We start from the raw sequence: 24,399 nt of genomic DNA, 5'->3' as shown, positions 1-24,399 counted from the left end.
GATGTTCAAACGCGAAGGAAACAGCACGAGTCGCCCTGATAGCGGCGGGCTATCGCCTGTTGCCATCATCCGCTCGGCCACCGCGCTGCCCCACACTCGGGTCGACCGATCGTTCACCACCCCACATGAACGAGTAGGAGCCCCCCACATGACGTTCACCCGTACGTCCCCCGCGTCCTCCGCGAAGGCCTCCAGGAGACTGCTGGCGCTCGGTCTGGGCGTGACGTTCGCGGCCCTGGGCGGCGCGGTCCCGGCGAGCGCCCAGGCCACCGGCTCCTCCACGGCCGTCCGTGCCGGCTACACCGGTTCGGCCCAGGAGGCGGCGAACAACAAGGCGTTCTTCGAGGCCGTGCTCAACTCCGTCGCGAAGAAGCAGGCGGCCGATCCCAGCCTGAGGTCCGTGACCGTGTACTACAACGCCTCCCAGGCGCCGAGCTTCCGGTCCCAGATATCGAGCGCCGCCTCGGTGTGGAACAGCTCCGTGAGCAACGTGAAGCTGCAGTCCACCTCGGGCGGCGCCGACTTCTCGTACTACGAGGGCAACGACTCCCGCGGGTCGTACGCCTCCACCAACGGCCACGGCAGCGGCTACATCTTCCTCGACTACGCCCAGAACCGGCAGTACGACTCCGTCCGGGTGGCGGCGCACGAGACCGGCCACGTGCTGGGCCTGCCTGACCACTACAGCGGCCCGTGCAGCGAACTGATGTCCGGCGGCGGACCCGGCACCTCCTGCACGAACCGGTACCCCAACGCGACCGAGCGGTCGCGCGTCAACCAGCTGTGGGCCAACGGCCTCGCCAAGGCTCTCGACAAGCTGAACCGCGTGCGCTGACAGCCAGGCTGACTCTGCGTCCTTCTGCGTCCTTCGCGGCAAGCGGGCCGTGCCCCGGCGGCACGGCCCGCTCCCGCCGTGCCCGCGCCGCGACCCCCGCAGATCAGCCCCGCACCGTGGCCTCCATGGCTGACGTCCTGTCAACTTCGCGCGTCAGGGGGCCCCGGCACCTGCACCTGCCCCAGCACCTGCCCCGGCCCGGCCCCGGCCCCAGCACCTGCCCCGGCCCCGGCACCTGCCCCGGCCCCGGCTCCGGCCCCCGCACCTGCCCCGGCTCCGGCTCCGGCTCCGGCCCCGGCACCTGCACCTGCCCCGGCTCCGGCACCTGCCCCGGCTCCGGCACCTGCCCCGGCACCTGCCCCGGCACCTGCCCCGGCTCCGGCACCTGCCCCGGCACCTGCCCCGGCTCCCGCTCCGGCATCGGCACCGGCTTCGTCGACTGCGGCGAGCGCCTCCGCGGCCTCGGCCCGGCGTGGGCTGCGTGGCGCGGCGAGGGCGTCGCGGGCGGTGATGAGCGTCTCCCGGGCCTTCGGATGTCCCGTGGCGCCGAGCACGTGCTCGAGGCCGAGCCGGGCTTGCTCCGACCAGGCCGGCATCTGCGCGGCGTCGAAGGCGGCGAGGGCTTGGCGCAGCGGCTCTTCGGCCTCGGGCCAGCGTTTGAGGGCCGCGAGGTCGTTGCCGATCTGCTGCTGGGCGGCGGCGTGGTAAAGGGCGACGGCGTAGTAGAGGGCGATGACGTCGTCCGTGGGGTTTCGCCCAGGCCGGGCTGCCCGGCGACCACGGTGACCGTCGGCGGGCCCGGATCGGCGGCCCGCGCCAGTTCCAGCGGCCGGGCCAGGGCCGGACCCCGCGCGGTGAAGTCCTGGATGTCACGCGGCAGAGCCAGGCTGCCAGAACCCGCCGGGCCCGTGGCCCCCATGGGACGCCGGCGTCCGGCGGCGGCGGACTTGTCCAGCCTCACGGCCTCGGCGTCGTCGAGTCCCAGCGCTTCGGCCGGCGCCTCGACGATACGGCGCTGGTGCGCCCGCGTTCCATGTCGGCGGCCAGCGCCCTGACGCTCACCCAGGCCGCATGCGACAGCGCCTCCTCGCTCAGCCCGGCGCGGACCCGCGGATTCGGCAACTGCTCCCCGAAGCCCGCCGTGGAAGGCGTGCCGACGCGCACCGTCGATGTCCCCGATCATCCGGCTCGTCCGCATGCGAGCGCCCGGCAGAAGTACGGACGACGGTACTTCCGCCGGTAGAACCGCCTGGGCGAGGGGGACCGGAAATGATCGACTGATGGCTGACGGGGACGCCGCCAGGCTCGCACGCACCGCGCTCGACACCCGCCGGCCGACGGCTGCCGGGACCGAGAGCCGGTGCGGGTCCGGGGGCGGCGCCGACCACCCGCCGTCGGCGGACCACCGCCACGCGGTCCGCCGTCCACCCGCCGTCGGCGGACCACCGCCACGCCGTAGTTCACCGAACGGGGACCTCTCATATGAACAGCAGCAACGAGCCCACCGCAGGGTTGTCCAGGCGCAGCGTCCTGGCCGCCGCCGCGCTGACCGCCGGCGCCGTGGCGTACCAGGCGGGCCGCGCTCCCGCGGCGTCGGCCGCCGCCAAGCCGGCCATCTTCTACGCCCCGCACCAGGACGACGACGCGATCGGGCTGGCCGGGTCGATCCTGGAGCACAAGGCGGCGGGCCGGCCCGTCTACCTCGTCCTGGTGAGCAACGGCCGCAACCCCGACCTGGCCGTGCGCATGAACACCGACCCGTGCCCCCTGACCCAGTGGTCCAGCCCGCATCCGTGCGCCGCGGGCGGCCGGCACCACCTGTCCTGGCCCACCGACGGGACCACCGGGATCGTCGCCGGCCGGACCGCCGAGTTCAGGGCCTCCGCGAAGGCACTGGGCGTGGACAAGGTCATCAACTTCAAGGTGGCGGACGACGGATTCTCCAGCGACTCCGCCTACAACAAGCTGGTCGACCGGATCGACGCGAAGGTCAGGGCGCTCGCCGCGCAACACCCCGGCGCCTCGCACAAGTTCACCGCCGGCTGGCTCGAACACACCGAGACGCACAAGGCGTGCAGCGACGTGGCCTACCGCCTGATGAACGACGGCACGATCTCCGATGTGCGCTTCAACCACGTCTACGCCTACGAGCGCCCCCGACAGGACCGCGCGGACGGCGCCGCCTACGTCCTGAACATCCCCGACGCCCACATGAAGATCAAGCGCAACGCCATGTACGCCTACAACACCTGGGACCCCACCCGAAACCTGTACGCCCTCGGCTACCACAGCGTCCCGGAGCTGCTGGAGGCCGCGCACGCAGACCCGCGCGAGTTCGTCCACACCCTGCCCTCCGGCTACCGGCCGGGCAGGGGCAACTGATTACCGAGCACAGCACACAGGCACCACGACACCGGCCGACGGCTGCGAGCCGCGGCCCCGTACCACCAACGGGGGATTTCTCCATGAACACCGCACGTCACCGCTCCACGCTGCTCGCCCTCGCCGGCACGGCCCTCGCCTTGTCCCTCACCGCCTGTCAGAACGGCTCAGGCGTCCAGTCCTCCTCCACGGCGACCGACGCGGCCACGGTGGCGTCGTCCCCGGGCGCCGAGGCGTCGACGACCGGCGGCGGCACCGGTGCGTCCGGGTCGGCCGGCGGGGCGAGCTCCACGGGATCGAAGGGCTCGACGGGCACCGCCGCCTCGGGTTCGGCCGGCGGGACCGGTGAGCAGGCAGCGGCCTCCACAGCGGTGTGCACCGCGGGGGACGTCCAGGTCACCGCCGCCCGGCAGGACGGACCGCCCTACACCCACATCGTCCTGACCGCGAAGAACACCGCCGGTCACCCCTGCCGGTTGGCTGGCTTCCCGCACGTCCAGTTCCTGGAGAGTCATCGGCAGGACGTCCCGGCCGTCGCCAAGAGCAAGCCGGCCACACCGGTCGTGCTGGCGGCGGGCGCCCCGGCCTACGCCCTGGTGAAGCTGTCGGACGGCGGAGTCGACGAGGACAACGAACCCGTGGCGGGGTTCTCCGTCACGCTGGAGGGCGACTCCACGGTCATCGCCGTCACCGCGCCCGGCAGCGAGGGCATCGCCGTCGACCCGGCGAAGGCCCTCACCGGCTACTGGACTCCCGAACTCCGCAACGGAGCGGACGACTTCTGAGTCCCACCGCGCGGGACAGGACGCTCCGGCTCAGGGGCAGCTCTCGCCGAACTTGACCGCCCCGAACTCGACGGGCTGTCCGTTCAGTTCCGCTCCCGCGGCGGGCTTCTGCGTGCACACCTGCCAGTTCGACTCCACGAGCACGAACCGGTCTTCGGCGGCGTCCTTCACGGAGATCGACGTCCCGGAGTCCAGGGCGGCACGGGCGGCCTTCACGCTCTTGCCCGCGAAATCGGGCATCGTGCCGCGGGCCTTGGCCGGCGGGGCCTGGTCCTTGGCGGGGCAGGTCTCGTCGAGCTTCACCGCTCCGAAGTCGAGCTTGGTGTCGACGGGCACGGTCTTGCCGGCTGCGACGTTCTGTGTGCAGACCTTCCAGTTGCGGTCGAAGGCCTGCATGCGGTCGCGGCCGAGGGAGTCGTGAGAGGCGAGGCTGTAGAAGCCGAGCGACTGGGCGCTGTCCTGGGCGGATTGCAGGCCCATGCCGACGAAGTCGGGGACGGTCTTCGTCTCGGTCTTGTCGTCCTTGCTGCCCGCGGTCTTCGCCGAGCCGGTGGCGGACGGCGTGCTGCTGTTGTGCACATCGTCGGGCCCGCAGGCCGACGTGATGCCGGCGATGACGAGTACGCCGACCGCTAGGCCGATGATGTTCCGGCTGACCATGGGTGCCCCCTTGTTATGCAGGTGGTGATCCTGGCGAGCCTAGGACCGGCGGGGAGAGCCTGTGCCGGACGTGATGGTGCTGTGACCCGAATGGGCGGATTCGGGCGTATGTGCGACCCGTTCGCTGCCCCGGTGTGTCGGGTGATCGGATGCGAGGACACCGGACGGCGTGGTGGCCCGCACGCGCCGCCGGCTACTCCAGGAGCACGGGTGGGCCAGGCTCCTCCGTGACGCCATGTCGTGTGGCAGGCGGCCACACCATCGCACCCACCCCATAGACGACAAGCCACACGGGTCGGCCGGCCCGCGCAGCAGGGCTGCCGCTGCGAGGAGCCGACCGTCGTGACCGGCCACCCTGTCGAGAGACCACCCCCGCGGGTGCGGGCAACGGGCGGTCGAGACGGATGCGGTCAGTGCTCGCAGAGGGAGAACTCTCGCTCGTAGAGCTGCTCGTTGTGTTCGTCGACGAAGAACTTGCGTTCCTGCATGAGCTGTCGGCGGAAGTCCTTGGCCTGTTCCAGCGTCATCGTCGAGGTGTCGGACCAGGGTTGCTGCGGTGGCACATCGGACGTCGAGACGATTCTTTCCGACGGGTCGACCAGGAAGAACGCGAGAATTTTGCGATATCCGGGACGCGTGGGGTCCGCGAGGCGGAAAGAGCCGACGCGGTGCTGCAGGATGTTCGGGAAGGCCAGGCAGCGGCCCGCTGGGGTCGATGCCGATCCCAGCAACTGGTTCAGCGCGTCTTCGTTCTCGAGTCCGTAGACCTCACGCAAGCCGTTGTCGTCGTTCTGTTCGTAGTGCGGATCGTCGAGTGCCGCCCGGAAACTCAGCCGGCTTTCGGTGATGTTCTCGCTGTCCCAGTAGTAGATGCCGGTCGAGACGATCCGCTCGTTCATCATCCCCTCGACATGCCAGGAACCGCCGGCGTACTCGGGCTTGTCCGGGGTGAGATGAATGGTGGCGAGCTTGACGATGACCTGGAGGCTGCGGCCGCGCAGGTCGACTCGGGCGGACTCGTCGGGCGCCTCGGGCGGGGTGAAATCCGGGGCGTCCGGGATGACCGGGCTCCGGTTCTCCCACCAGTCGTCCTGTGCCTCTTCCCATACGCGGACGGCTTCTGCGTGGGCCGCAGCGTCACCGTAGGAGGACTTGTCCGGATACTCCGGCTCCGAGTCGTACCACCCGTACGGGTCGGCCTCGATCCGCACGGGCCGCGGATGGCGCAGATCCGTGAGCACGTTCTCGAACAGCGGGCGCAGGCGCGCGAACAAGTGCGGTAGGACGTCGACCAGTTCACGGTGGGTCTCGGGGTGAACGTTGTTGACGTACGACCGGAAGGCGACAGCGCCGTCGTCACTGACGTCGACGTCCGTGGGCAGCCACTGGAATGTCTCCGAGAACTCGTACTTGGAGTAGGGGTCCGTCGGATTCTGCCAAGCCCTCTCGGGCCCGCCGCTCACTTCTCTCACCAGGCAGAACAGTGAGGGATGAACCAGATCCAGCACTTGGCCGTCGGATCCGGGATGCCAGTCCAGTTCTGCTTCGGGAACCTGCTCCAGAACCCGGACCGCCTCGCGCAGCCGGGATCTGAGCTTGTCGTCCACCAGGGCGTCCGACTGCCACACCCCGTCGACGCCGGACACCTCGACGCCGGTTCGTTCATCCCTCAGTGCGGCGTAATACCGAAGTTCAGCGAGCACGTAACGAATCTGCGCTTCGGTGAGGCCCTGGGCGGCGGCTTCTTGCGTCCACTTGGCGACGATGCCGGCATCGTTCATCTTGTCGAACCATTCCGGCTTCGCCCGGATGAGCGAGCTGCACTGCATCATCTCAATTTCGCGCAGAGTTCGGGGTGTTGCGTACGCTATGGAACGGGATGCGTTGAAGGGCAGCGGGAAAGCAGACAGGCCGGTCAACTCTTCTGGTCCTCCCAGTCGGTGTGCGGTGGCGGGAACGATACTTCAGCAGACTGACACCGCAGCCGCGGTCCACCTCGGACTGTGAGCGCGGCCCGCGACGGCGCGGTGGGTCGTCGCCGGTAGGCTGCGGCGGTGCGTACGGTCGAGCTCTTGCTGGATGAGGCGGCGGACCTTGCCGTCCGGGAGGCGTGGCGGCGGCTCGCGGAGGCGGGGCTGCCCAGTCAGGCGCGCCACCGTTCACCGACCAACAGCCCGCACCTCACGCTGGCCGCCTGTGCGGAGTTGACCGCTCCGATTCGCTGGGAGCTCGCCCAGGTGGCCGCAGCCCTGCCGCTGCCCGTGCGGTTCACCGGTCTGGTCCGCTTCGAACGGCCCACCTCGGTCCTGGCCTGGGCGTTGGACCTCGACCCCGTGCTGGTGCGCTTGCACCGCCGGGTGTGGGAGGCGGTCGCCTCGGACAGCCCGCCCGAAACCCTCAACCCTTTCCATGAACCCGGACGCTGGAGTCCGCACGTCACCCTCGGCCGGACCCGGAGGGCCGGCGCCTTCGCCGGCCGACGGATTCCCGAGCTGCTGCCCATGCCGCCGCTGTCGGTGCGGCTCACCACCCTGCGCAGCTACGACACCGAAACCGGCGCCCTGGAATTGCTGGAGCCCCGTTCCTGAGACAGCCGCCGGCCCCGACCGGTCGGCGCACCGCGAACTGGCGCCCGCGGAGCCGAGCGGCAGAGCGGGGGCGGCGCAGGGGCGGATGACCGGAGCAGTGGCGCGCTCTCGGCGCTCACCCTGGTCGGCACCCGCCCGGTCGCGCCCGGCCCGCCGGACGACGACCTCCCCGGCCATGACCAAGCCACGATGAGCCGGCCGTTCGCGCGTCCATCGCCCGACTGGGCGGACCGCGAGGCGGTGGCCGCGTTCGCCGCCGCCGGCGCGGAGACCCTCGGCGACGGTCCCGCCGCCGCGCGGGTGCTCGCCGCGCGCATCTGGGACCGCAGGCCCAGTGCCGCACCCCCGGCCCACAGGGCCAACCAGATGGGCATGGTGTTCTCCAGGCTCGACTGCCGGCCCCGCTGGCGCGAGCGCCTGCCCGAGATCGAGATCCCCACGCTCGTCGTGCACGGATGCCGCGACCGGTTCTTCCCCGTCGGCAACGGCGAGGCGATCGCGCGCGAGATCCCTCGGGTGCGGCTGCTCGTCCTCCAGGACGCCGACACGGCGATCCCCGACATGGCGAACGACGAGGTAGCCGAGGCGATGCTCACGCTGGGTCAAGGGCCGGCGCGCGCCGCGCACCCACCGGGGCCCGCCTGCTGTCACGTGCCCTTCATCACGATTTGCCCATTTGCTGCCGGAGGTGTGCCTATAACTGAAGGTAGACCTCGCTGCGCTCCGTCGGCGATCAGCGCCTGGAGCACGGACCGATGACAGTGGCATGGGAGAAGCGTTTGTTCACGCTGTGTAAACGACCTACCGGGCTGGTGGCTACGGCCGGCGTACTCGGCGGCGTCCTGGCAGTCACGGCACTGGGCGGTACCAGCAACGCCGCCACCGGCGGCGACCCTGCCGGGAAGCACCCGAAGGCGACAGCGCAGGCAGAGCAGGCGAGTGCGGAGGAAGCCTCCGACGCTCGCATACAGATCACGCCTGGGCAGGGCGCCTACGACGTCGGGGTCAACGATCCGGTCGGTGTCACCGTCGGTAAGGGCAAGCTCACCAGGGTGACGATGACCGCCGTCGCGACCGGGGCCGAGGTCTCGGGCAGGCTGTCCGCGGACCGCACATCCTGGAAGCCGAACGACCGGCTGGAGCGGGCCACCAAGTACCAGATCGCCGCGGAGGCCCAGGACGCCAAGGGCCGCTCGGCCACCGGCAACGCCACGATCACCACAGTCTCTCCGGCCAACGACTTCATCGGGCACGTCTCTCCCGAGGACGGCTCGATCGTCGGCGTGGGCATGCCGGTCACGGTCACCTTCGACCACGCGGTCGGTGACAAGGCCTTCGTGCAGTCGGAGATCGGGGTCAGCTCCAGCAGCGGCCAGCGGGTCGTGGGCCACTGGCTCAACGGCCAGCGCCTGGACTTCCGCCCCGAGAACTACTGGAAGGCCGGCTCCACCGTCACCGTCACGCTCGACCACCAAGGCGTGCGGAAGACGGTCACGTTCACGATCGGCCGGAGCCAGATCAGCACCGTCGACGCCAGGACGAAGCAGATGACCGTCGTCCGGGACGGCAAGGTGATCAAGACCATCCCGATCTCGTCGGGCAGCTCCGAACACCCGACGTACAACGGTCGGATGGTGATCTCCGAGAAGTTCCGGAAGACCCACATGAACGGTGCGAGCGTCGGCCTCACGGAGAAGAACGGCAAGCCCTCGTACGACATCGAGGCCGTCCCGCACGCCATGCGGCTCACCGACTCCGGCACCTTCATCCACGGCAACTACTGGGGCACCGACGCCGTCTTCGGCAAGGTCAACACCAGTCACGGCTGCGTGGGACTCAAGGACGTCAGGGGCGGCGGCGACGCGAGGCAGCCCGCCGCTTGGTTCTTCGACCACTCGGTGACCGGCGACATCGTGATCGTCAAGAACTCCACGGACAAGAGCGCGTTGGCCCCCGACAACGGCCTCAGTGACTGGAACATGTCCTGGAGCGAGTGGGTCGCCGGCAGCCCGACCGGCTGACGCGGCCACACTCCGCGCCGGCGCACCGGCATCCCCTCCCCGGCCGGGTCACAGTGTTCGTCAGCCTGGCTGTCGCTCCCCGTGACGCCGGCCCGGACCCGTTGCCCGCGCCGCCGACCGATGGCCGCGAGGGCGAGATTCGCAGGCACGTCCCTGACGACGCCGAGCAGCGAACGCAACTGGGTCAGGGTGGCCCGTCCGGTGTCGGCGGCGACGCGGTCGAAGACCTCCGCCGGGGCGTCCCCGCGGTCCGTGGCGACCGCCTCGTCGCGCCGGGCGAAGGGACCGGCCACCGCCTGGAGCACCATCAGGCCGACCGAGTGCGTCACGATGTCGTGCATGTCCCGGGCGATACGGGCGCGTTCGCGCGACACCGCTGCCGTCCACTCCTGTTCGAGGCGCCGGGCACGCTCGGCGTGCTCCGCGGCTTTGCGAGCGGCGCGCGTGTTCGGACGGGCCCAGCGCGAACGCGGCGAAGAAGGCCGTCCGCAGGAGCGGATGGACGTCGGCGTTCTCCCGCGGCAGGGCCGGCGAGACGTAGAGCGCGGCACAGTTCGCGGCGGCCGGGCAGCCACGGTGCCGTGGCTGCCCGGTCGCCGCGTGTCAGTTCTCCAGGCGCCAGCGCTGGTTGGCGCCGCCGCTGCAACTCCACAGCTGGAGCTTCGTGCCGTTGACGGTCCCTTGGCCGACCGCGTCCAGGCAGAGCCCCGATTGCGCCGCTGTGATCGTGCCGTCGGGATTGATGTTCCATTGCTGGTCGGTCTGTCCGTTGCAGTCCCAGATCGCCGCCGGGGCGCCGTTGTCCCCTGCCTGGCCGGAGGCGCGCAGGCACTTGTCGCCGTAGACGACCAGTTGCTTCGCGGTGGTGTGGGTCCACCGTTGGTTGGCGCCGCCGTTGCAGTCCCACAGCTGGGCCTGGGTGCCGTTGGCCGTGGCGGAGTTGCCGATGTCGAGGCAGCGCCCCGACTGCTGGCCGACGATCTTCTGGTTGCCGGTGGGCGGCGGCGGGGGCGTACCCGAGTCGAACTGCGTGAAGAACTGCCACACCGCTGCCGACGTCCAGGTGCGCCAGCCGTCACCGGTGGAACCGTCTATGGGACCGGGGTCGTGGCCCGCTCCGTCGAACGCGGCCCAGACGACGGGGTATCCCGGCCTGCATCCGGAGTAGGCGGTGATGATGTGCGTCAGGCTGCCGTAGGCCGGCTCGGGCGGGTTCTGCCGGGTGCAGCCGTTGTCGCGGACGAAGGTGTCGCGCAGTTCCCGTCCCGAGGAGATGGGCAGCACGTTGTCCCTGATGCCGTGCAGGCCCATGTAGGCGATGGGCTGGGCGCCGCCGTTGCATCCGCTGAGGTTCGCGCCGGAGTAGGCCGCGACCGCGCGGAAGACCGTGGCCCGGGAGCAGGCGAGGGCGTACGACATCGCGGCGCCGTAGCTGAAGCCGGCGGAGAACAACTGCGTGGTGTCGACGCACAGTCCTGCTTCGAGCTGGCTGACCATGGCGTCGACGAAGGCCACGTCCTGGCCGCCGGGGTTGGCCCAGCCGTTGCCGTTGCCCTGGGGGGCGACGAAGATCGTGCTGTTGTTCGCGTCCGCCAGGCGACGCAGGCCGTAGTAGGACCAGTTGTAGCCGTCCGTTCCGCCCGAGTCGACGTCGTTGGCCGTGCCGCCGCGCCAGTGGAAACCGAAGACGAGCCGGTAGGGGTGGTTGTTGTCGTAGCCGGCCGGGACCCGCAGCAGGTAGGTGCGTGTCTGGCCGCCGCTCTGGATCGTGTGGGCGCCACTCGCCAGCGCCGGGGGTCTGCCACAGCCCGCAGTCGCCCGGACGGCGGCGCCGGTGGCCGACGCGGGCGCGCCGAGGCCGCTGCTGAACGAGGTGCCCGCAGCTGACAGGACGAGGAGTAACGCGGCCACGATCGACAGGAAGAGCGGTTTGCGTTGCATACACTCCTTCTTCCGTGGTTGAGGACGGGTGGGGGAGGTGGGCGGCCGGGGCGTATCAAGCCCCGGTGACGGTCCATGCGTTGTTGGTGCTGGAGTTGGGCGTCCACATCACCGTGGTGGAGCCGACGGTGGTGCTGCCGCCGCCGTCGAGGGCGGTGCCGGTGCCCCGGTTGACGATCTGGTAGCGGTCGCCGCCGAGGCTGCGGAGCGACCACTGCTGGTTGTCGCCGCCGTTCCAGGTCTCCTGGCGGGCGGGAGCGCCGTCGGCGGAGTCGCCCCAGCTGTCGGCGGCCATGCCGTTGGTGCGGTTCATGACGCGGTAGTAGCCGTTGCCGAGATCGGTCAGCTGCCACTGCAGATTGGTGCTTGCGTCGTAGTTCCACTGCTTGAGGTCGGAGCCGGATGCGACGTCGCCCCCGCCGTCGAGCACGAGTCCGCTGGCCACGTTGGTGATCTTCACCCAGCTTGTGGAGCCGCCGGGCGCGCCGAGGACGGGGATCGCACCGGAGAAGGTGAGCTTGACCGTGTACGCCAGCGCAGTGAACGGCGGGTCGGACGAGGGCATCGTGAAGTGCAGGCCGGAAGCGTCCTGGACCGGTGCGGGCAGGTCGGTGTAGGCGCCGGCGGCGTTGTTCAGCAGTTGCGCGCCCGTCAGGCTGCCGAGGTTGATCCGGTTCGAGTTCAGCGTCGTCACGGTCATGGTTGAGCCCTGCCAGCCGAGCGCGGTGGCGTAGAGCGCCTTGTCGTCCTGGCTGCGGGTGAACCGGATGTCCTTGGCCGTGCCGGCCACCGGTCCGCTGAAGGAGCCGCCGCCCATCCTGGTGGGACCTTCGCCGTAGCTGGTCCAGGAGCGGGTGGCGTAGACGGCCTCTCCGAAGCGGCCGAGCCAGTCGCCCATGCCGAGAAGGATCGACTGCTGCCCGGACGGGATGGCGCCGTCGGCCGTCGGGGCGATGTTCAGCAGCATGCTGCCGCCCTTGCTGACCCGGTCGATCAGCGAGTGGAGCAGGGCCTGCGTCGAGTAGTAGCCGATGCCCACCGTGTAACACCAGCTGGAGGAGGAGATGCTGTCGTCGGTCAGCCAGTAGGGGGTGAGCAGCCCCGCCGGGCCGCCGCGCTCGAAGTCGAAGACCTCGCCCTTGTTGTCGAGGCCGTCCTTGTAGGTGGCGACGACGTCTTTGTTCCAGGACACGGCCTGGTTGTAGTAGTGCGCGAGGAACTGGAGCCGGTAGGACTCCTGCACCAGGCCGAGGTCGAAGTCCTGCCAGATCAGGTCCGGCTGGTAGCCGTCGATGACCTCGACCAGCTTGTCGTACCAGAGCTTGTTCTCCACCGCCGAGCCCTGCTGGCCGAAGAGGACGCGCAGCGCCGGGTCCGACTGGGAGGGCACGTGGTCGTAGAAGCCGTTGAAGTGGTAGGCGTGGTGCAGCGAGGCCATGAACTTCAGCCCCTGCGCGCGGATGGCCTGTGCCTGCAGCGCCGCGAGGTCGAGTCGGGGGCCGTGCCGGACCGAGTTCCAGGGGTTGGCGCGGCTGTTCCACATGGAGAAGCCGTCGTGGTGCTCGGCGACCGGGCCGGCGAACCTCGCGCCGGCGGACCTGAACAGCCGGGCCCAGGCGTCCGGGTCCCAACTGCCCCCCTGGGAGGCCAATTTGGGCGCGAACTGCACGTAGTCGCCGGCCTTGTCGCGGGCGCCGTCGATGAAGTTGCTGTACGGCCATGCCGAGGGGTCGCCGTAGGTGGTGATGTGGTGCCTGTTCTCGTTCGAGCCGCCGATGTACATGTTGCGCGGGTACCACTCGTTCCCGAACGCGGGAACGCTGAAGGCGCCCCAGTGGTAGTAGATGCCGAACTTGGCGTCCCGGAACCAGGCCGGGGCCGGGGGGTGCTGGTCCACCGAGGACCAGTTCGCCGTATAGCTTCGGGGGCCGTCGGTCGCGGCGGCCTCGGGGGCGAATCGCAGCAGGCCGAAGGCCGTGGCCGCGCCGGCCGCCGCCAGCAGTCGGCGCCGGTTGAGCGGCAGTGACGAGGAGGACATGTGGGGGGCCTCTCGGGGGATCGACGGGGTGGAGCGGGGGTCGTCGGCCGGTCGTCGGGTCAGTCGCGCGTCCACTTCTGATGGCTGCTGCCGGTGCAGGTCCACAGCTTGAGCAAGGTGCCGTTGGCCGTGCCCGCGCCGGTGGCGTCGTCGATGCGCGGACGCGGGGCTGGTGAGGGAAGGCAAACCCGCGGGACGCGTCGGTGTCTCAGCCGTGCCGGGGCCGCGCCCCCTCGCAGGCGAAGGGGGCTCAGCGGTAGCCGGCCGCGGTGACGTTGGCCTGCACGGCGTTGTCGGTCGCGTCGGAGGGGTAGCCGGCGACGATCGCTCCTTCGTAGAAGGTGCCGGCGCTGAGGTTGGCGCCGCCGCCGGGCTTGCAGCAGTCGCCACCGCTGCCCAGGACGATGGCCCCCTGCTTCTTCATGGGGCTGTATCCGCCGGGAAGCCCGCCGTCCCACAAGGTGGTCAGGCCACCGGATTGCGCGTCCCCGCCCTTGAGGGCGAACCTCGACGTTCCGTTGTTCTTCAGCATCGCGGTGACGAACTTGCTGCGAAGAGCCCGCTGGCCGGAGTTCCAGGACTGGCTGCCGCCGGAGTACAGGCCCCACTCGAGGTCGGCCTGCACCCAGGGACCGCCGCCGGCGCAACCGCCGAACCAGCACTGAGTGCCGAAGTTGATCGCGTCCATCGCCCCGGCGGCGTCAGCCTTCCGGCTCGTCTCGCTGTTGCCGTAGTCGAAGCAGCAGCCGCCGTTGACGTGGGTGCCGCTGGTGACCATGTACTCCCCTTCAGGAGCGGCGCCGGTCGGCACGCCCGTCAGATGACCGTCGCGCCAGTAGCTGTTGCCGGGACTGATGTACAGCGAGTACGCCTTGGCGCCTCCGGCGGTCAGCGACTCGGAGGTCGCCTTCGCAGGACTGCTCCGACTCGATCCCGGGACCTGGGTCGATCCCTGGTACCACAGGTCGTTGCCGTGCCCGGACTGGTCGCGCACGACCGTGATCACGCACGTGGCGCCCGCGCAGAACGAGTCCTGCGCCGCGGCGTCGGCGAAGCCGCCCGGGGCCAGCACGCCGATGTCCCTGGTCGCGTTGTCCGAGGAACGCCTGACCTGGTAGAGCGGGCCCCGGTACTCGCCCGACAGCGCCCGCACCGTGCTGTGCGCGGCCACGCACGGCGTGCCGCCCGCGGCGTAGAGGTCGCACGGGCCCGCTGCGCCGGGCGGGGGCGGAGACGTCGGCGTGCTCCACTTCTGGTTGCTCCGGCCGGTGCAGGTCCACAGGACGACCGTCGTGCCGTTGGCCGTGCCCGCCCCGTTGACGTCCAGACAGGATCCGGACCGGACGGCGGTGACGGAGCCGTCGGGGTTCTGCCGCCACACCTGGCTCGTCCGCCCGTCGCACGAGCGGATGACCACCGGGGCTCCCGGCGCCGTCCGGTCGTCGTAGGCGTCCACGCACCGGGTGCCGCTCATCGTCCTCAGCTCACCCTCGGACGCGAACGCGAACGCCTGGTTGGTCTGGCCGTTGCAGTCCCAGACGTCCAAGGTCGTCCCCGGCGTGTCGACGTTGCCCCTGACGTCCAGGCACCGCCCCGACGCCGAGCTCGTCAGGGGCGCGGCAGCGGCCGGCGCCGACCAGGTCGGCGCTGTCTCCAGCAACACGAGCAGCAGTGCCATCACGCAGACGACGACGGCGGCCGCCGGCAGGCGTGGTGCACGAGCGAGGCTCCGCGGCGGAGCGGTTGAAGGCTGCATTTCTGTTCCTCGGATATGCGGGGGGAAGGGGACAGAGAGTGCCGTGCCTGTCGGAAGGGATGGGTCAGCGAGGCGGCTCCACCTGCTGCAGACCGCTCCCGTGGTGTCCGAGAGCACCCGAAGGGAACGCTCAGACATCCCATGTCATCAGTGATCCCACGCATCTGATGCCCTGTCAATACACATGCCTAGCCTGCCAGGACTGGATCCATCCCATGTCTAAGGGGTCGGTGCCTGATGAGGGCAGGCCGGGACACACGCCCGGCGACGGCTCTCCGTCCCGGGCGCCGGCCGGTCTGCCTCCTCGGTGCCGCTGGTGGAGACGATCACGGTGCCGACGAGGACGGTCGCGTCGGCACCGTCGCTGGTGATCCGGTGGATGAGCGCCCGGAGCCGGTCGGGGGCGGTCGGAATCTGGTAGTTGCCGTTGAGGTCGTTGGCGCCGATCTCCAGGGTGACCACGTTCGGCCGGTAACGGGCCCGGCGCGGAGTCCGCGATGCCGGTTCGGTGCGCGTGCCCCGGAGATTTCCTGCTCTTCGGGTGGAGCCGCTCCAGCGTGTTCGTCCTGTCGAACGCAGCTCGGAGCATCGGGCAACCTGGATACTAGGGAACCGGTGAAGGACGTCAAGAGCTTCCGCATGATTCGCCGAGGGCATCGAAACGTTCGAAGGCTGTGGGGGTGGGCGACGCGCGTCAACGCCTGGCAGCCCGCCCGGGGAGCTTTCTCAGGCCCCGGTCGGGCCGCATGGGCGAGGGGCGTCCGTCCGCCCGTGATCAGTCCGGCGGGCGGCGCCGCCCGCGTCCGCGCCCCGGCGCGCACGGCTGCTGCCCGGGGAGCTGTCCGGCGGCGAGCAGCGGCGGGTGGCGCTCGCCCGGGCCCTGGTCAACCATCCCCCCCTGCTGCTGGCGGACGAGCCCGCGGGCAGCCTGGACGGCAAGGGCACCCGCGAGGTGACGCGACCGCTGTCCCGCTTCCACCAGCGCGGCCGGACGATTCTCCTGGTCGCCCATGACGCACGCATGGCGAGCGCCGCGGACCGCGTGATCAGATCGACGCCGAGGGCCGCTCGAGCGGCATCGGAGCCGGGATCGCACGGGCGCCGTCCGCCCTCGCGCTGTCCGCGTTCGGCGCGGCCGCACTGCTCGGCGCGGTGACGCTCGCCGCACTCCCCGCGACCCGGGCCTCCCGCCGCAGACTTGCGGACGCGCTGAGCGCGGTGGCCTAGCCCGCCGTCGGACCTGGACCGCGGTCACGGGCACAACGGTGACCGTGTCACGCTCACCGCCTACGCCGGAGACGTGCAGGCCCGCGGTCAGGCCGAGGCCGACATGGGCGGGCAAGAGCCGACGGCGGATGCGGGTGGCGCCACGTTCCGCAAGAACAAGAGGCCCGCCCATCGACGACCCTCTGACAGGGGCGGGAGGTTCTGGGCGTGCCGTCGCCCCAGCCGGAACGACCGGCACGGAGCCCTCACCGACCTCGGTGACCTGTGTCAGGTCAAGAGGGCGACGAGTCCGTTCACCCAGATCGCGAGGAATGCGAGGGCGGCCACCAGGCAGCCGGCGCCCGCCAGCACACCGCTCAGCGTCCATGGACGGGAGGGCGCCTCGTCCTCGCCTTCCAAGTCGTCCCGGTAGGAGGCGGGGTCGTTCCAGTCGACGGGGCGCCCCAACTCCTCGGCGCAGGCGGCCCGCACCGCGGTCAGCTGTCCTTCGGCGAAGGCGGTGGCGGCCTCCGTCTCGGGGCCGTGCCAGGCGAGGGCTTTCATCCGCCGCCTGGGAGACCCGTACCGTGCCTCGAAGGCGGCGGTCTCGTCGGCGTTCCGGTCTTCGTCGAGGTACATCCAGCGTCCCGCCTCGGCGGCGTCGCCGTAGAGCCGGTACACCTCGGCGAGACGACATCGCAGCGTCAGGTCCTGCGGGAAGGACGAGACGAGACCACGCAGGCGCTGGCGTGCGGAGGGAACGCGGCCGACGGCCAGCTCTTCGTCGACTCGGGCAAGGGTCTCTCTCAGGGGCATGAACGCATGATCGACTACCGCACTGATCTACGTCGATCTGGTTTTGCCGCTCGGAACTCGCCGAACGGCGCGCTCGCACGCCAGTGGGTGGTGCGCGGGCCGGTGACGCGTACCTCGTCCAGGTGCGCCATGAAGTCCGGCAGTCGCTCCAGGTCGCTCCACAGGCCGTAGACCTCCTCCGCAGGCTCGGCGACGGTCGTGGTCGCGGTCAGTTCCACATGGGGAAGCTCCCAGGGGCGCGGGTCACGGCCGCGTAAAGGTGGCGCCGCGTGACACGCTCGCCCCCGTCGGCAGGTGCTCAGTAGCTGTCGTAGCCGGGCTTGCCGCTCGGCCGGTAGACGCCGACGACGGTGCCGCCCTTCGTCGTCGAGACGCTGACCGGTTCCAGGGCCGTGGGGATCGCTCCGTCGGCGAACAGCCGCTTGCCGGTGCCGATGATCACCGGATGGATGGTCAGCCGGTACTCGTCGACGAGGTCGTGCCGCATGAGGGTCTGGGCGAGGTCACCGCTGCCGACGACGTTGAGGTTGCCGCCGTCGGACGCCTTCAGCCGGCGTACGGCGTCAACGACGTCGCCCTCCAGCAGCGTCGAGTTCTGCCACTCGACGGACGTCAGGGTCCGGGACGCCACGTACTTGTGCATGCTGTTCATTCGATCGGTGAACGGGTTGCCGGGATCCGCGGTCGGCCAGTAGGACGCGAAGATGTCGTACGTCTTGCGGCCGAGCAGCATCGCGTCGGAGTCCTCGTACCAGCCGGCGATGGCCGTGCCGACCTCGTCGTCGGAGACCGGTTTCTGCCAGCCGCCGTACGCGAATCCGCTCTCGGCGTCCTCGTCCGGGCCGCCCGGGGCCTGCATGACGCCGTCCAGCGTCAGGAACGTGCAAACGATGATCTTGCGCATGGTGCGCTCCCTTCGTCGACGGGTAGACGGCACAGCCGCCGGAAACTCATCGGCGAAACTTCCGAGGCTCGGCACCAGGGCCGTCGTCCGGATCAGCGCTTACCTGCGACGGGATCCAATGCACCGCCGCCGCCCTGGCCGGCCGAGTGCGCGGATCAGACGCGAGGGGGATGCGAGACGAAGGCGCGCTCCAGAAGGGTGTACAGGGTCTCCCGCTCCTGCGCGCTGAGGTTGTCCAGGCCGGCGCGCGTGGCGTGCATCCTGCCGCGGATCACGTCGATGACGCGTTCGCCCTCCTCGGTGAGGACGACGTTCTTGACGCGACGGTCCGTGGGGCTGGGCTCGCGGCGCACCAGGCCGCGCTTCTCCAGCCGGTCGATGATCCCGGTCATGTTGGAGGCGTCGCAGGTCAGGATGGAGGCGAGGACACGCATCGCGGCGGGCCCGCGGCGCAGGACGTTGAGCGTCTTGCCCTGGCTGGCCGTGAGGTTCTCGCTCGCCGCGGCCACCGTGAAATCACCGTAGTAGGCACCGAGCGACACCGAGAGCAGCTCCATGAGCTGCGCGGTGTCGACACCGCGGGTTCCTGTCATGTGAGTCACCCTAAGCCCGGAAGTTTGACCATCTCAAATATTGCCGGATACCGTCTGGCGCATTGCTTGAAGTTCTCAAGCATCGAGGTTCTCAAATAGTTAGGGCAGAGCTTCCGTGCTCCACGCAACGCACGCACCGTCGACGAGGTCCTCCGGACAGACCGGGATCGTCCTGGTGCTCGGACTCGCCGCGATGGTCGTCTCGATGATGCAGACCCTGGTCGTCCCGATCCTGGGCATCATCCAGAGCGACCTGAAGGTCAGCACGGCGAACGTCAGCTGGGTGACCACGGCCACCTTGCTGTCAGCCGCCGTGTTCACCCCGCTGCTCGGCCGTTTCGGCGACCAGCACGGCAAGAAGCCCACCCTCGTCGGTGTGCTGATCGTGATGATCGCCGGGTCGGTGCTCGCCGCCACCACCACCTCGCTGACGTGGCTGATCATCGGGCGGGTGATGCAGGGCGCTGCGACCGCGATCTTCCCGCTGGCCCTCTCCGTGCTGCGTGAGGAGATCAGGCCGGAGAAGCTGCATGGAGCGATGGCGCTGGTCAGCGGCACGCTTGCGTTCGGCAGTGGACTCGCCCTGGTCGGTGCCGGGCTGCTCACCCGGGGCTCCGACCCCGACTACCACCGCGTCTTCTGGCTGGCCGCCGTGCTCGCAGTGGTGGCACTGGCAGGTGTGCTGGTCACGGTGCCCGCTTCCCGTGCGACATCGGGCGGACGGACGGACTGGCTGGGCGCGCTGACCCTCGGGATCCTGCTCCTGCTCCTGCTGCTGCCGATCTCGCAGGGGCGCGAGTGGGGCTGGACGTCCGGCCGCACGCTCGGTTCCTTCGCCGGCGCGGTCGTCATGACGGGCGTGTGGGTCCTCACCGAAAGCCGGGTCAGGAATCCGATGGTGGACATGAAGATGTTCGCCCACCGGCCCGTCGTCTTCACCAACCTTGCGGGCCTGCTGCTGGGGTTCGCGATGTTCACCCATTTCATCGGCGTCTCGTACCTGGTGCAGATGCCCGAAGGCCTGGTCGGCTACGGCTTCGGCGCTTCCGTCCTCGCCGCGTCCGTCGTCTATCTGTTGCCGACCACGCTCGTCTCCCTGCTGGGCGCCCAGTTCGGCGGTGTGCTGGTGGGCAGGCTCGGCGCACGCGTCACGCTGGCCGCCGGGGCGTGCTTCGGAGTGCTGGGCTTCACCTGGCTGACCGTCGCACACGACACCAGTGCCTCCGTCATCGGCGCCGGCATGCTCATCGGTCTGGCGATCAGTTTCGGGTACGCCTCCATGCCCGCGCTCATCGTCGCCAGCGTCCCGCCCCACCAGACCGGCATCGCCAACGGCATCAACTCCATCTCACGCTCCGTGGGCAGCGCTGTCGCGAGCGCGGTGATCACATCGCTGCTGGCGTCGAAGTCCGTCCCGCTGCCGGCCGGCATGCCCGCCCTCCCTCAGGAAAGCCAGTTCACGTTGAGCTTCGCCATCGCCGGAGCCGCGTTCCTCCTGGTCGCCGCCGTCGCTCTCGTCGGACTCAGGAGAGCAGCCGCGCCGCGCACTCCCGTGACGCGCAATCTCGCCTCATCCGAGACGGCGGAGCTTGCAGCGGTTCAGTCCGGGGCGAAGTCGGCGTGATCAGGCCGGCTGAGCGGGCCCTGACCGGGCGAGGCGGTCGGCGGGTATCGGGTAGGCGACCCCTCGTCCGTCGGAGGGGGACCCGAGACCCGAGGCACCCTGATCCTCCCCGCCGCCGAGGGATCGGGTCCGGCACGTTCAGCTCAGCCGCCTGATGGCTGCCCGATTCGCCGTCACACCGAAGCCGTCACCCAGAGAAAGGTTTCATGATGAACTCCTCGGACCGCCCCGTGGACGGATCCGGTCCGGTCGACCACCGCGCCGCGATCGCGGTGGAGACCGCCCGATTCGTCGCGGCGCTCAAGGGTTCCGACCTGACGACGCCCGTGCCGAGCTGTCCCGACTGGACGCTGGCCGACCTGGTCAAGCACACCGGCAGCGTCCAGCGTTGGTTCTCGAGTCTTCTGCACGCACGCATCCAGGAGCCGCCGCGCAAGCGCGAGGTGGACCTGCGGATCCCGGAGCGGCAGGAGGAGTACGTCGACTGGCTGGCCGACAGTGCGACCGTCGCCGCGCAGGCCTTCGCGGCCACCGACCCGAACCTTCCCATGTGGGCATGGGGCGTCGACCAGCACGCCCGCTTCTGGGCGCGCCGGATGCTCTTCGAGACCCTGGTGCACCGGGTCGACGCCGAGCTGGCCCTGGGCCGCCGGCCCACGCTCGACCGCCCGCTGGCGGTCGACGGGATCGACGAGTTCCTCGTCAATCTGCCCTTCGCCACGTCCTTCGCGCCCGACGTCGCCAAGCTGCGCGGCCCCGACAAGTCGATCCGCTTCCGGGCGACCGACGGCGAGGGCGACTGGCTCGTCCGCCTGCGGCCCGACGGCTTCGGGCTCGACGCGAACCCCGGCGCCGCCGAATCCGCCGACGCAACCGTCCAGGGAACCGCGGCCGACCTGTTGCTGCTCGTCTACGGCCGACCGCACCGGGACGCGGCGGCCTTCACACACGACGGAGACAAGGACCTCTTGGCGCACTGGTTCGCCAACTCCGCCTTCTGAAAGCACAGTTAGAGGCCGGCCAGCCGACGCTCGGGCAGGTCGGCGTCACTGGATCGGCTGGAGCAGGTCCGGTCCGCGTGCGGTCCAAGGCGGTCGGCGTGGGATCGCTGCTCGGCACGCAGGAGGCGGTCTCCCCGTCCGCGCAGGGCCTTCAGCCGTCGGCCCTGAGCGCCACCGTCGACACCTCGACGAACGCGAAGGGGACCTGTCCGCCCTGGCGCCGGGCACGGCCGCTCTCAGCACCACGTCGGCCTCGTAACTGGGACTCGGTCAGCACCCAGGCGATGAACACGGCGAGCCGCCGGCGCGAGTTCGCGCTGCTGGGGCTGACCGGCGGCAGCCGATCGCAGGTGCTGGCCATGACGCGGCGCGAGAGCTTCGCCGTGGCGGCCGTCGGAGGCGGCCTGGGCACCCTGCTCTCGGTCCCACCGCTGGTCCAGATCTCTCCGGCGCTGACCGGCCCCTGGCCGACGGCGCCGACGCTGGGACGGCTCGCCGTCATCGGGGCGACGGCGCTCCTGGCCGTGGCGGGCGGGATGCTGCCCACCCGGTTGATGCTCCGTGCCCGACCGGTGGAGGCCATCGGGATCCAGGAGTGACGGGCGAGTGACCACGCGGGAGTGGCCGCGGAGCGTGGCGCGTCACAGGGGGCCCGTTCGCACCGCCTACCGCCTACCGCTGACCGGGTGACGGACAGTCTGCACTCGGCCGCCCTTAACCGCCGCGTTCGGGGTACTCGCCTGCGCACCGGGAGGGCGCGCTGCGGCGCCCAACGGGCTTTACAGGAATCGTGTGACGGGAGGTGATCACCGTGTCGAGCATCCAGCCGCATGCCGGATCCGGTCAGCGGGCCACGACGGATTCGGAGCCGGTGGGAGAGCTGGTGCAGCGGGCATCGCAGCAGTTGACCGAACTGGTGCGAGGCGAGCTGCGGCTGGCGCAGGCCGAGATGAAGGAGAAAGGCAAACGGTACGGCAAAGGAGGTGGGTTGTTCGGCGGCGCCGGCCTGGTCGGATTCCTGACGCTTCAGGCGCTGGTGACCACCGTCATCGCCGCGCTGGCGGTGCCGTTGCCGGTGTGGGCCGCGGCCCTCATCGTCACCGCCGTCCTGGGGACCATCGCCGCGGTGATGGCGCTGACCGGGAAGAAGCAGGTCAGCCGGGCCGCGCCTCCCACGCCCGAGCAGACGATCGAGAACGTGAAGGCCGATGTGGCCGAGATCAAGGAGAGTGCACACCGATGACCCAGCCGCCTCATGACGAGCCCACCGCGCAGAACCCCGAGCAGCTGCGCGATCAGGTGGAGCGGACCCGCCAGGAGCTCGGCCGGACCGTGGAGGCCCTCGCGGGCAAGACCGACGTCAGGGCCCGCGCCCAGGAGAAGGCCGCCGAGGTCAGGGAACAGGCCGCGCTCAAGTCCGGGGAACTGAAGTCCAAGGCAGCCGAGGCCGCGTCCCGGGTGCAGGACAAGCTGCCCGACCCGGTGAAGGACAAGACCGCCCAGGCAGCCTCGCAAGCACGCGCGAAGGCAGCCCAGGCCGGCAAGTTGATCCAGGACAAGGCGCCCGAGCCGGTGCGGGCTCAGGCGGCACAGGCGGCCCGGGTCGCGCGCGACAACCGCGGCCTGCTGCTGGCGGCCGCGGGCACCGGTGTCGCGCTGTGGCTGCTGTGCCGCCGGAAGGGGTGATGCCGTGAGGGCAGCGAATTGATCGACCAGAAGCCGGTCGGTCACTCGCCCTGCACGCGGTCGGCGGCATGCTCGTGGAAGCACTGTTCACCCAGGCATGAACGGTGCCCGGCCCTGACGAGGGCGCGCCGGACGCCACCGCCGAGGACCGCGCCCGAGCGAAGCCCGGCTCGCCACCGCGGTGCGGGGCGCGACCTCGGCCGGAGGCGAGCGGCCGTCCATCGTGTCGGCGCTGCCGCCACCAGTCGTGTGACTGGACCCCGGCCCCGGTGGATACCGTCAGCGTGAGGGAGGCCGGCCGAGACCGGATGACCGGCCTCCCTCCGGTCGAAGGTCCCACGGAAGATCACCGTCGTATCCGACAAGCACGCGGCTGCCGCGTCGACGGCCTCAAGGCCGCGCCGGGGCGCTCAGTTCGCGGCGTCGAGAACTTCGTAGACGTGCCGGAGGTAGCGGTGGGTGCGCTCCGAGCCGAGGATTCCGGCGCCCAGCTTGTTCATCGTGTACGCGAAGGTGACGCGCCGATCGAGGTCCATCATGACGATCGAGCCGCCATGACCGACCCAGAAGCAGATCCGTCCGGTGGGCATGTGCGGCATCGTCCGCACGTCGGCGATGGCGTAGCCGATGCCCCAGCGCACGGGGACGCCGAGGAACAGATCGATGCCGTCGGCCTGCACGTCGAAGACCTTGTCCACCGTTTCCGGGGAGAGCAGCCGGCCGTCGTTCACCTCGCCGCGCCGCGAGATGGCGGAGAGCGCGCGGACCATGCCACGTGCGTTGCTGTGGCCGTTGACGGCTCCGAGCTCGGCGTGGCGCCACCGCGGTGTGTCGACGTGTTCGTCCCGGGCGGGACTTCCGAGCAACGTCTTGGTGAAGACGGCCTCGGGATCGAGATCAGCCGGTAGGTCGAGGGCTTGCGAGGCCGGAACCAGCTCGGCGATACGCGACCAGTCGGCTTCCCGTGCCCCGATCTGGACGTCGGCCCCCAACGGATCGGCGATCTCCGTGGTGACGAACTCGGTCAGGGTTCGGCCGCTGACCCTGCGGACGAGCTCACTCACCAACTGCCCCTGCGTCTGCATGTGGTAGCCCGAAGCGGTTCCCGGCTTCCACCAGGGGGCCTGATCGGCCAGCCGGGCACTCGCCTTCGCATGGTCGTAGAGGTCGTCCACGGTGAAGGGCTGCTCCCAGCCGGAGAGGCCCGAGGTGTGTGCCAGCACGTGTCGCACCTCGATGTCCTGCTTGCCGCGGGCGGCGAATTCGGGCCAGTAGTGCGCGACCGGGCGGTGCAGCTCCAGCGCTCCCCGGTCGACGAGGACGAGGGCCGCCAGACTGCTGAGCGTCTTGGTGGTCGACCACAGGTTGACCAGCGTGTCCTCACCCCAAGGAACGGTTCGTTGCGCATCGGCGTGCCCACCCCACAGATCGACTTCCATGACGCCGTCGACGTCGACGGCGATCGACGCCCCCAGCTCATCGCCGCACTCGAGGTGAGCTGCCAGCGCCGCGCGGAGCGGTTCGAACCGGGCGCTGTTTGTTCCTTCGATGGTGACCATGGTC

Annotated in this window: 22 protein-coding genes and 2 pseudogenes; 12 read left to right on the top strand and 12 right to left on the bottom strand. The window is 70.4% G+C overall.

Features of this window, described 5'->3' with window-relative positions:
• Nucleotides 1-148 precede the first annotated feature (148 nt).
• From snpA to ACFVYK_RS11510, 3 genes are all read left to right on the top strand, one after another.
• Entirely contained in the window at nucleotides 149-835 is a 687-nt protein-coding gene (gene snpA / locus ACFVYK_RS11520) for a snapalysin (protein ID WP_389771691.1), read from the top strand.
• 1,482 nt (nucleotides 836-2,317) lie between these two features.
• Complete coding sequence (locus tag ACFVYK_RS11515; RefSeq protein WP_389771688.1) at nucleotides 2,318-3,217, top strand: PIG-L deacetylase family protein; 900 nt, start codon at nucleotides 2,318-2,320, stop codon at nucleotides 3,215-3,217.
• 83 nt (nucleotides 3,218-3,300) lie between these two features.
• Nucleotides 3,301-4,002, top strand: coding sequence for a DUF4232 domain-containing protein (locus ACFVYK_RS11510; protein ID WP_389771686.1), 702 nt, complete (start codon nucleotides 3,301-3,303; stop codon nucleotides 4,000-4,002).
• Nucleotides 4,003-4,032: 30 nt separating this feature from the next.
• On the opposite strand, the gene ACFVYK_RS11505 is transcribed toward ACFVYK_RS11510, so the two are convergent.
• Entirely contained in the window at nucleotides 4,033-4,662 is a 630-nt protein-coding gene (locus ACFVYK_RS11505; RefSeq protein ID WP_389771683.1) for a hypothetical protein, read from the bottom strand.
• Nucleotides 4,663-5,072: 410 nt separating this feature from the next.
• On the bottom strand, nucleotides 5,073-6,581 hold the full coding sequence (locus ACFVYK_RS11500; protein WP_389771680.1) for a DUF4246 domain-containing protein: 1,509 nt from the start codon (nucleotides 6,579-6,581) through the stop codon (nucleotides 5,073-5,075).
• Nucleotides 6,582-6,734: 153 nt separating this feature from the next.
• Here ACFVYK_RS11500 and ACFVYK_RS11495 point away from each other — a divergent pair, with 153 nt between their 5' ends.
• From ACFVYK_RS11495 to ACFVYK_RS11485, 3 genes are all read left to right on the top strand, one after another.
• Nucleotides 6,735-7,250 carry a 2'-5' RNA ligase family protein gene (locus ACFVYK_RS11495; protein ID WP_389771678.1) on the top strand — a complete coding sequence of 172 codons (516 nt, stop codon included), beginning with the start codon at nucleotides 6,735-6,737 and terminating at the stop codon, nucleotides 7,248-7,250.
• Nucleotides 7,251-7,439: 189 nt separating this feature from the next.
• Nucleotides 7,440-8,009, top strand: coding sequence for an alpha/beta fold hydrolase (locus ACFVYK_RS11490; protein ID WP_389771675.1), 570 nt, complete (start codon nucleotides 7,440-7,442; stop codon nucleotides 8,007-8,009).
• Nucleotides 8,006-9,271: an Ig-like domain-containing protein gene (locus ACFVYK_RS11485; protein WP_389771673.1), complete on the top strand. Its 1,266-nt coding sequence runs from the start codon at nucleotides 8,006-8,008 to the stop codon at nucleotides 9,269-9,271. Before ACFVYK_RS11490 ends, ACFVYK_RS11485 begins: the two co-directional genes overlap by 4 nt.
• A gap of 209 nt (nucleotides 9,272-9,480) precedes the next feature.
• Here ACFVYK_RS11485 and ACFVYK_RS11480 read toward each other — a convergent pair.
• From ACFVYK_RS11480 to ACFVYK_RS11460, 5 genes and pseudogenes are all read right to left on the bottom strand, one after another.
• Nucleotides 9,481-9,579 (bottom strand): annotated as a pseudogene (locus tag ACFVYK_RS11480) (hypothetical protein); the annotation flags it as partial.
• Between the two features lie 295 nt (nucleotides 9,580-9,874).
• Nucleotides 9,875-11,212: a ricin-type beta-trefoil lectin domain protein gene (locus tag ACFVYK_RS11475; RefSeq protein ID WP_389771671.1), complete on the bottom strand. Its 1,338-nt coding sequence runs from the start codon at nucleotides 11,210-11,212 to the stop codon at nucleotides 9,875-9,877.
• A gap of 55 nt (nucleotides 11,213-11,267) precedes the next feature.
• A complete protein-coding gene (locus tag ACFVYK_RS11470; protein WP_389771669.1) occupies nucleotides 11,268-13,250 on the bottom strand; it encodes an alpha-L-fucosidase in 1,983 nt (660 codons plus the stop codon).
• Nucleotides 13,251-13,500: 250 nt separating this feature from the next.
• The gene (locus ACFVYK_RS11465) at nucleotides 13,501-14,928 is read right to left on the bottom strand and encodes an arabinofuranosidase catalytic domain-containing protein (RefSeq protein WP_389771852.1); all 1,428 of its coding nucleotides are present in this window, start codon (nucleotides 14,926-14,928) and stop codon (nucleotides 13,501-13,503) included.
• A gap of 297 nt (nucleotides 14,929-15,225) precedes the next feature.
• Nucleotides 15,226-15,663 (bottom strand): GDSL-type esterase/lipase family protein, encoded by a 438-nt coding sequence (locus tag ACFVYK_RS11460; protein ID WP_389771667.1) that lies wholly within the window; start codon nucleotides 15,661-15,663, stop codon nucleotides 15,226-15,228.
• A 157-nt stretch (nucleotides 15,664-15,820) separates the two neighbouring features.
• Between ACFVYK_RS11460 and ACFVYK_RS11455 the strand changes: the two are divergent.
• Nucleotides 15,821-16,162: pseudogene (locus tag ACFVYK_RS11455) on the top strand (ATP-binding cassette domain-containing protein); the annotation flags it as partial.
• A 338-nt stretch (nucleotides 16,163-16,500) separates the two neighbouring features.
• On the opposite strand, the gene ACFVYK_RS11450 reads toward ACFVYK_RS11455, so the two are convergent.
• The 4 genes from ACFVYK_RS11450 to ACFVYK_RS11435 all read right to left on the bottom strand — a co-directional run bounded on the left by ACFVYK_RS11450 (nucleotide 16,501) and on the right by ACFVYK_RS11435 (nucleotide 18,525).
• A complete protein-coding gene (locus ACFVYK_RS11450) occupies nucleotides 16,501-17,028 on the bottom strand; it encodes a DUF6584 family protein (RefSeq protein WP_389771664.1) in 528 nt (175 codons plus the stop codon).
• 14 nt (nucleotides 17,029-17,042) lie between these two features.
• Complete coding sequence (locus ACFVYK_RS11445) at nucleotides 17,043-17,246, bottom strand: SRPBCC family protein (protein WP_389771662.1); 204 nt, start codon at nucleotides 17,244-17,246, stop codon at nucleotides 17,043-17,045.
• Nucleotides 17,247-17,326: 80 nt separating this feature from the next.
• Entirely contained in the window at nucleotides 17,327-17,932 is a 606-nt protein-coding gene (locus tag ACFVYK_RS11440; protein ID WP_389771660.1) for a dihydrofolate reductase family protein, read from the bottom strand.
• Between the two features lie 155 nt (nucleotides 17,933-18,087).
• Nucleotides 18,088-18,525: a MarR family winged helix-turn-helix transcriptional regulator gene (locus ACFVYK_RS11435; protein WP_389771657.1), complete on the bottom strand. Its 438-nt coding sequence runs from the start codon at nucleotides 18,523-18,525 to the stop codon at nucleotides 18,088-18,090.
• A 115-nt stretch (nucleotides 18,526-18,640) separates the two neighbouring features.
• Between ACFVYK_RS11435 and ACFVYK_RS11430 the strand changes: the two genes are divergently transcribed.
• From ACFVYK_RS11430 to ACFVYK_RS11410, 5 genes are all read left to right on the top strand, one after another.
• Complete coding sequence (locus tag ACFVYK_RS11430) at nucleotides 18,641-20,149, top strand: MFS transporter (protein ID WP_389771654.1); 1,509 nt, start codon at nucleotides 18,641-18,643, stop codon at nucleotides 20,147-20,149.
• A 206-nt stretch (nucleotides 20,150-20,355) separates the two neighbouring features.
• Complete coding sequence (locus ACFVYK_RS11425) at nucleotides 20,356-21,150, top strand: maleylpyruvate isomerase family mycothiol-dependent enzyme (RefSeq protein WP_389771651.1); 795 nt, start codon at nucleotides 20,356-20,358, stop codon at nucleotides 21,148-21,150.
• A gap of 98 nt (nucleotides 21,151-21,248) precedes the next feature.
• A complete protein-coding gene (locus ACFVYK_RS11420; RefSeq protein ID WP_389771649.1) occupies nucleotides 21,249-21,749 on the top strand; it encodes an FtsX-like permease family protein in 501 nt (166 codons plus the stop codon).
• Between the two features lie 272 nt (nucleotides 21,750-22,021).
• Entirely contained in the window at nucleotides 22,022-22,393 is a 372-nt protein-coding gene (locus ACFVYK_RS11415) for a phage holin family protein (RefSeq protein ID WP_389771849.1), read from the top strand.
• On the top strand, nucleotides 22,390-22,836 hold the full coding sequence (locus ACFVYK_RS11410; RefSeq protein ID WP_389771646.1) for a DUF3618 domain-containing protein: 447 nt from the start codon (nucleotides 22,390-22,392) through the stop codon (nucleotides 22,834-22,836). The genes ACFVYK_RS11415 and ACFVYK_RS11410 overlap by 4 nt, the downstream gene beginning before the upstream one ends.
• A gap of 410 nt (nucleotides 22,837-23,246) precedes the next feature.
• Here ACFVYK_RS11410 and ACFVYK_RS11405 read toward each other — a convergent pair whose 3' ends face one another.
• The gene (locus ACFVYK_RS11405; protein ID WP_389771643.1) at nucleotides 23,247-24,395 is read right to left on the bottom strand and encodes a serine hydrolase domain-containing protein; all 1,149 of its coding nucleotides are present in this window, start codon (nucleotides 24,393-24,395) and stop codon (nucleotides 23,247-23,249) included.
• Between the last annotated feature and the right edge of the window lie 4 nt (nucleotides 24,396-24,399).

Source organism: Streptomyces sp. NPDC058291 (assembly GCF_042880855.1).
In the GTDB taxonomy this organism is placed as follows: Bacteria; Actinomycetota; Actinomycetes; order Streptomycetales; family Streptomycetaceae; genus Streptomyces.
This window is presented reverse-complemented; position numbering and strand designations above follow the sequence as displayed.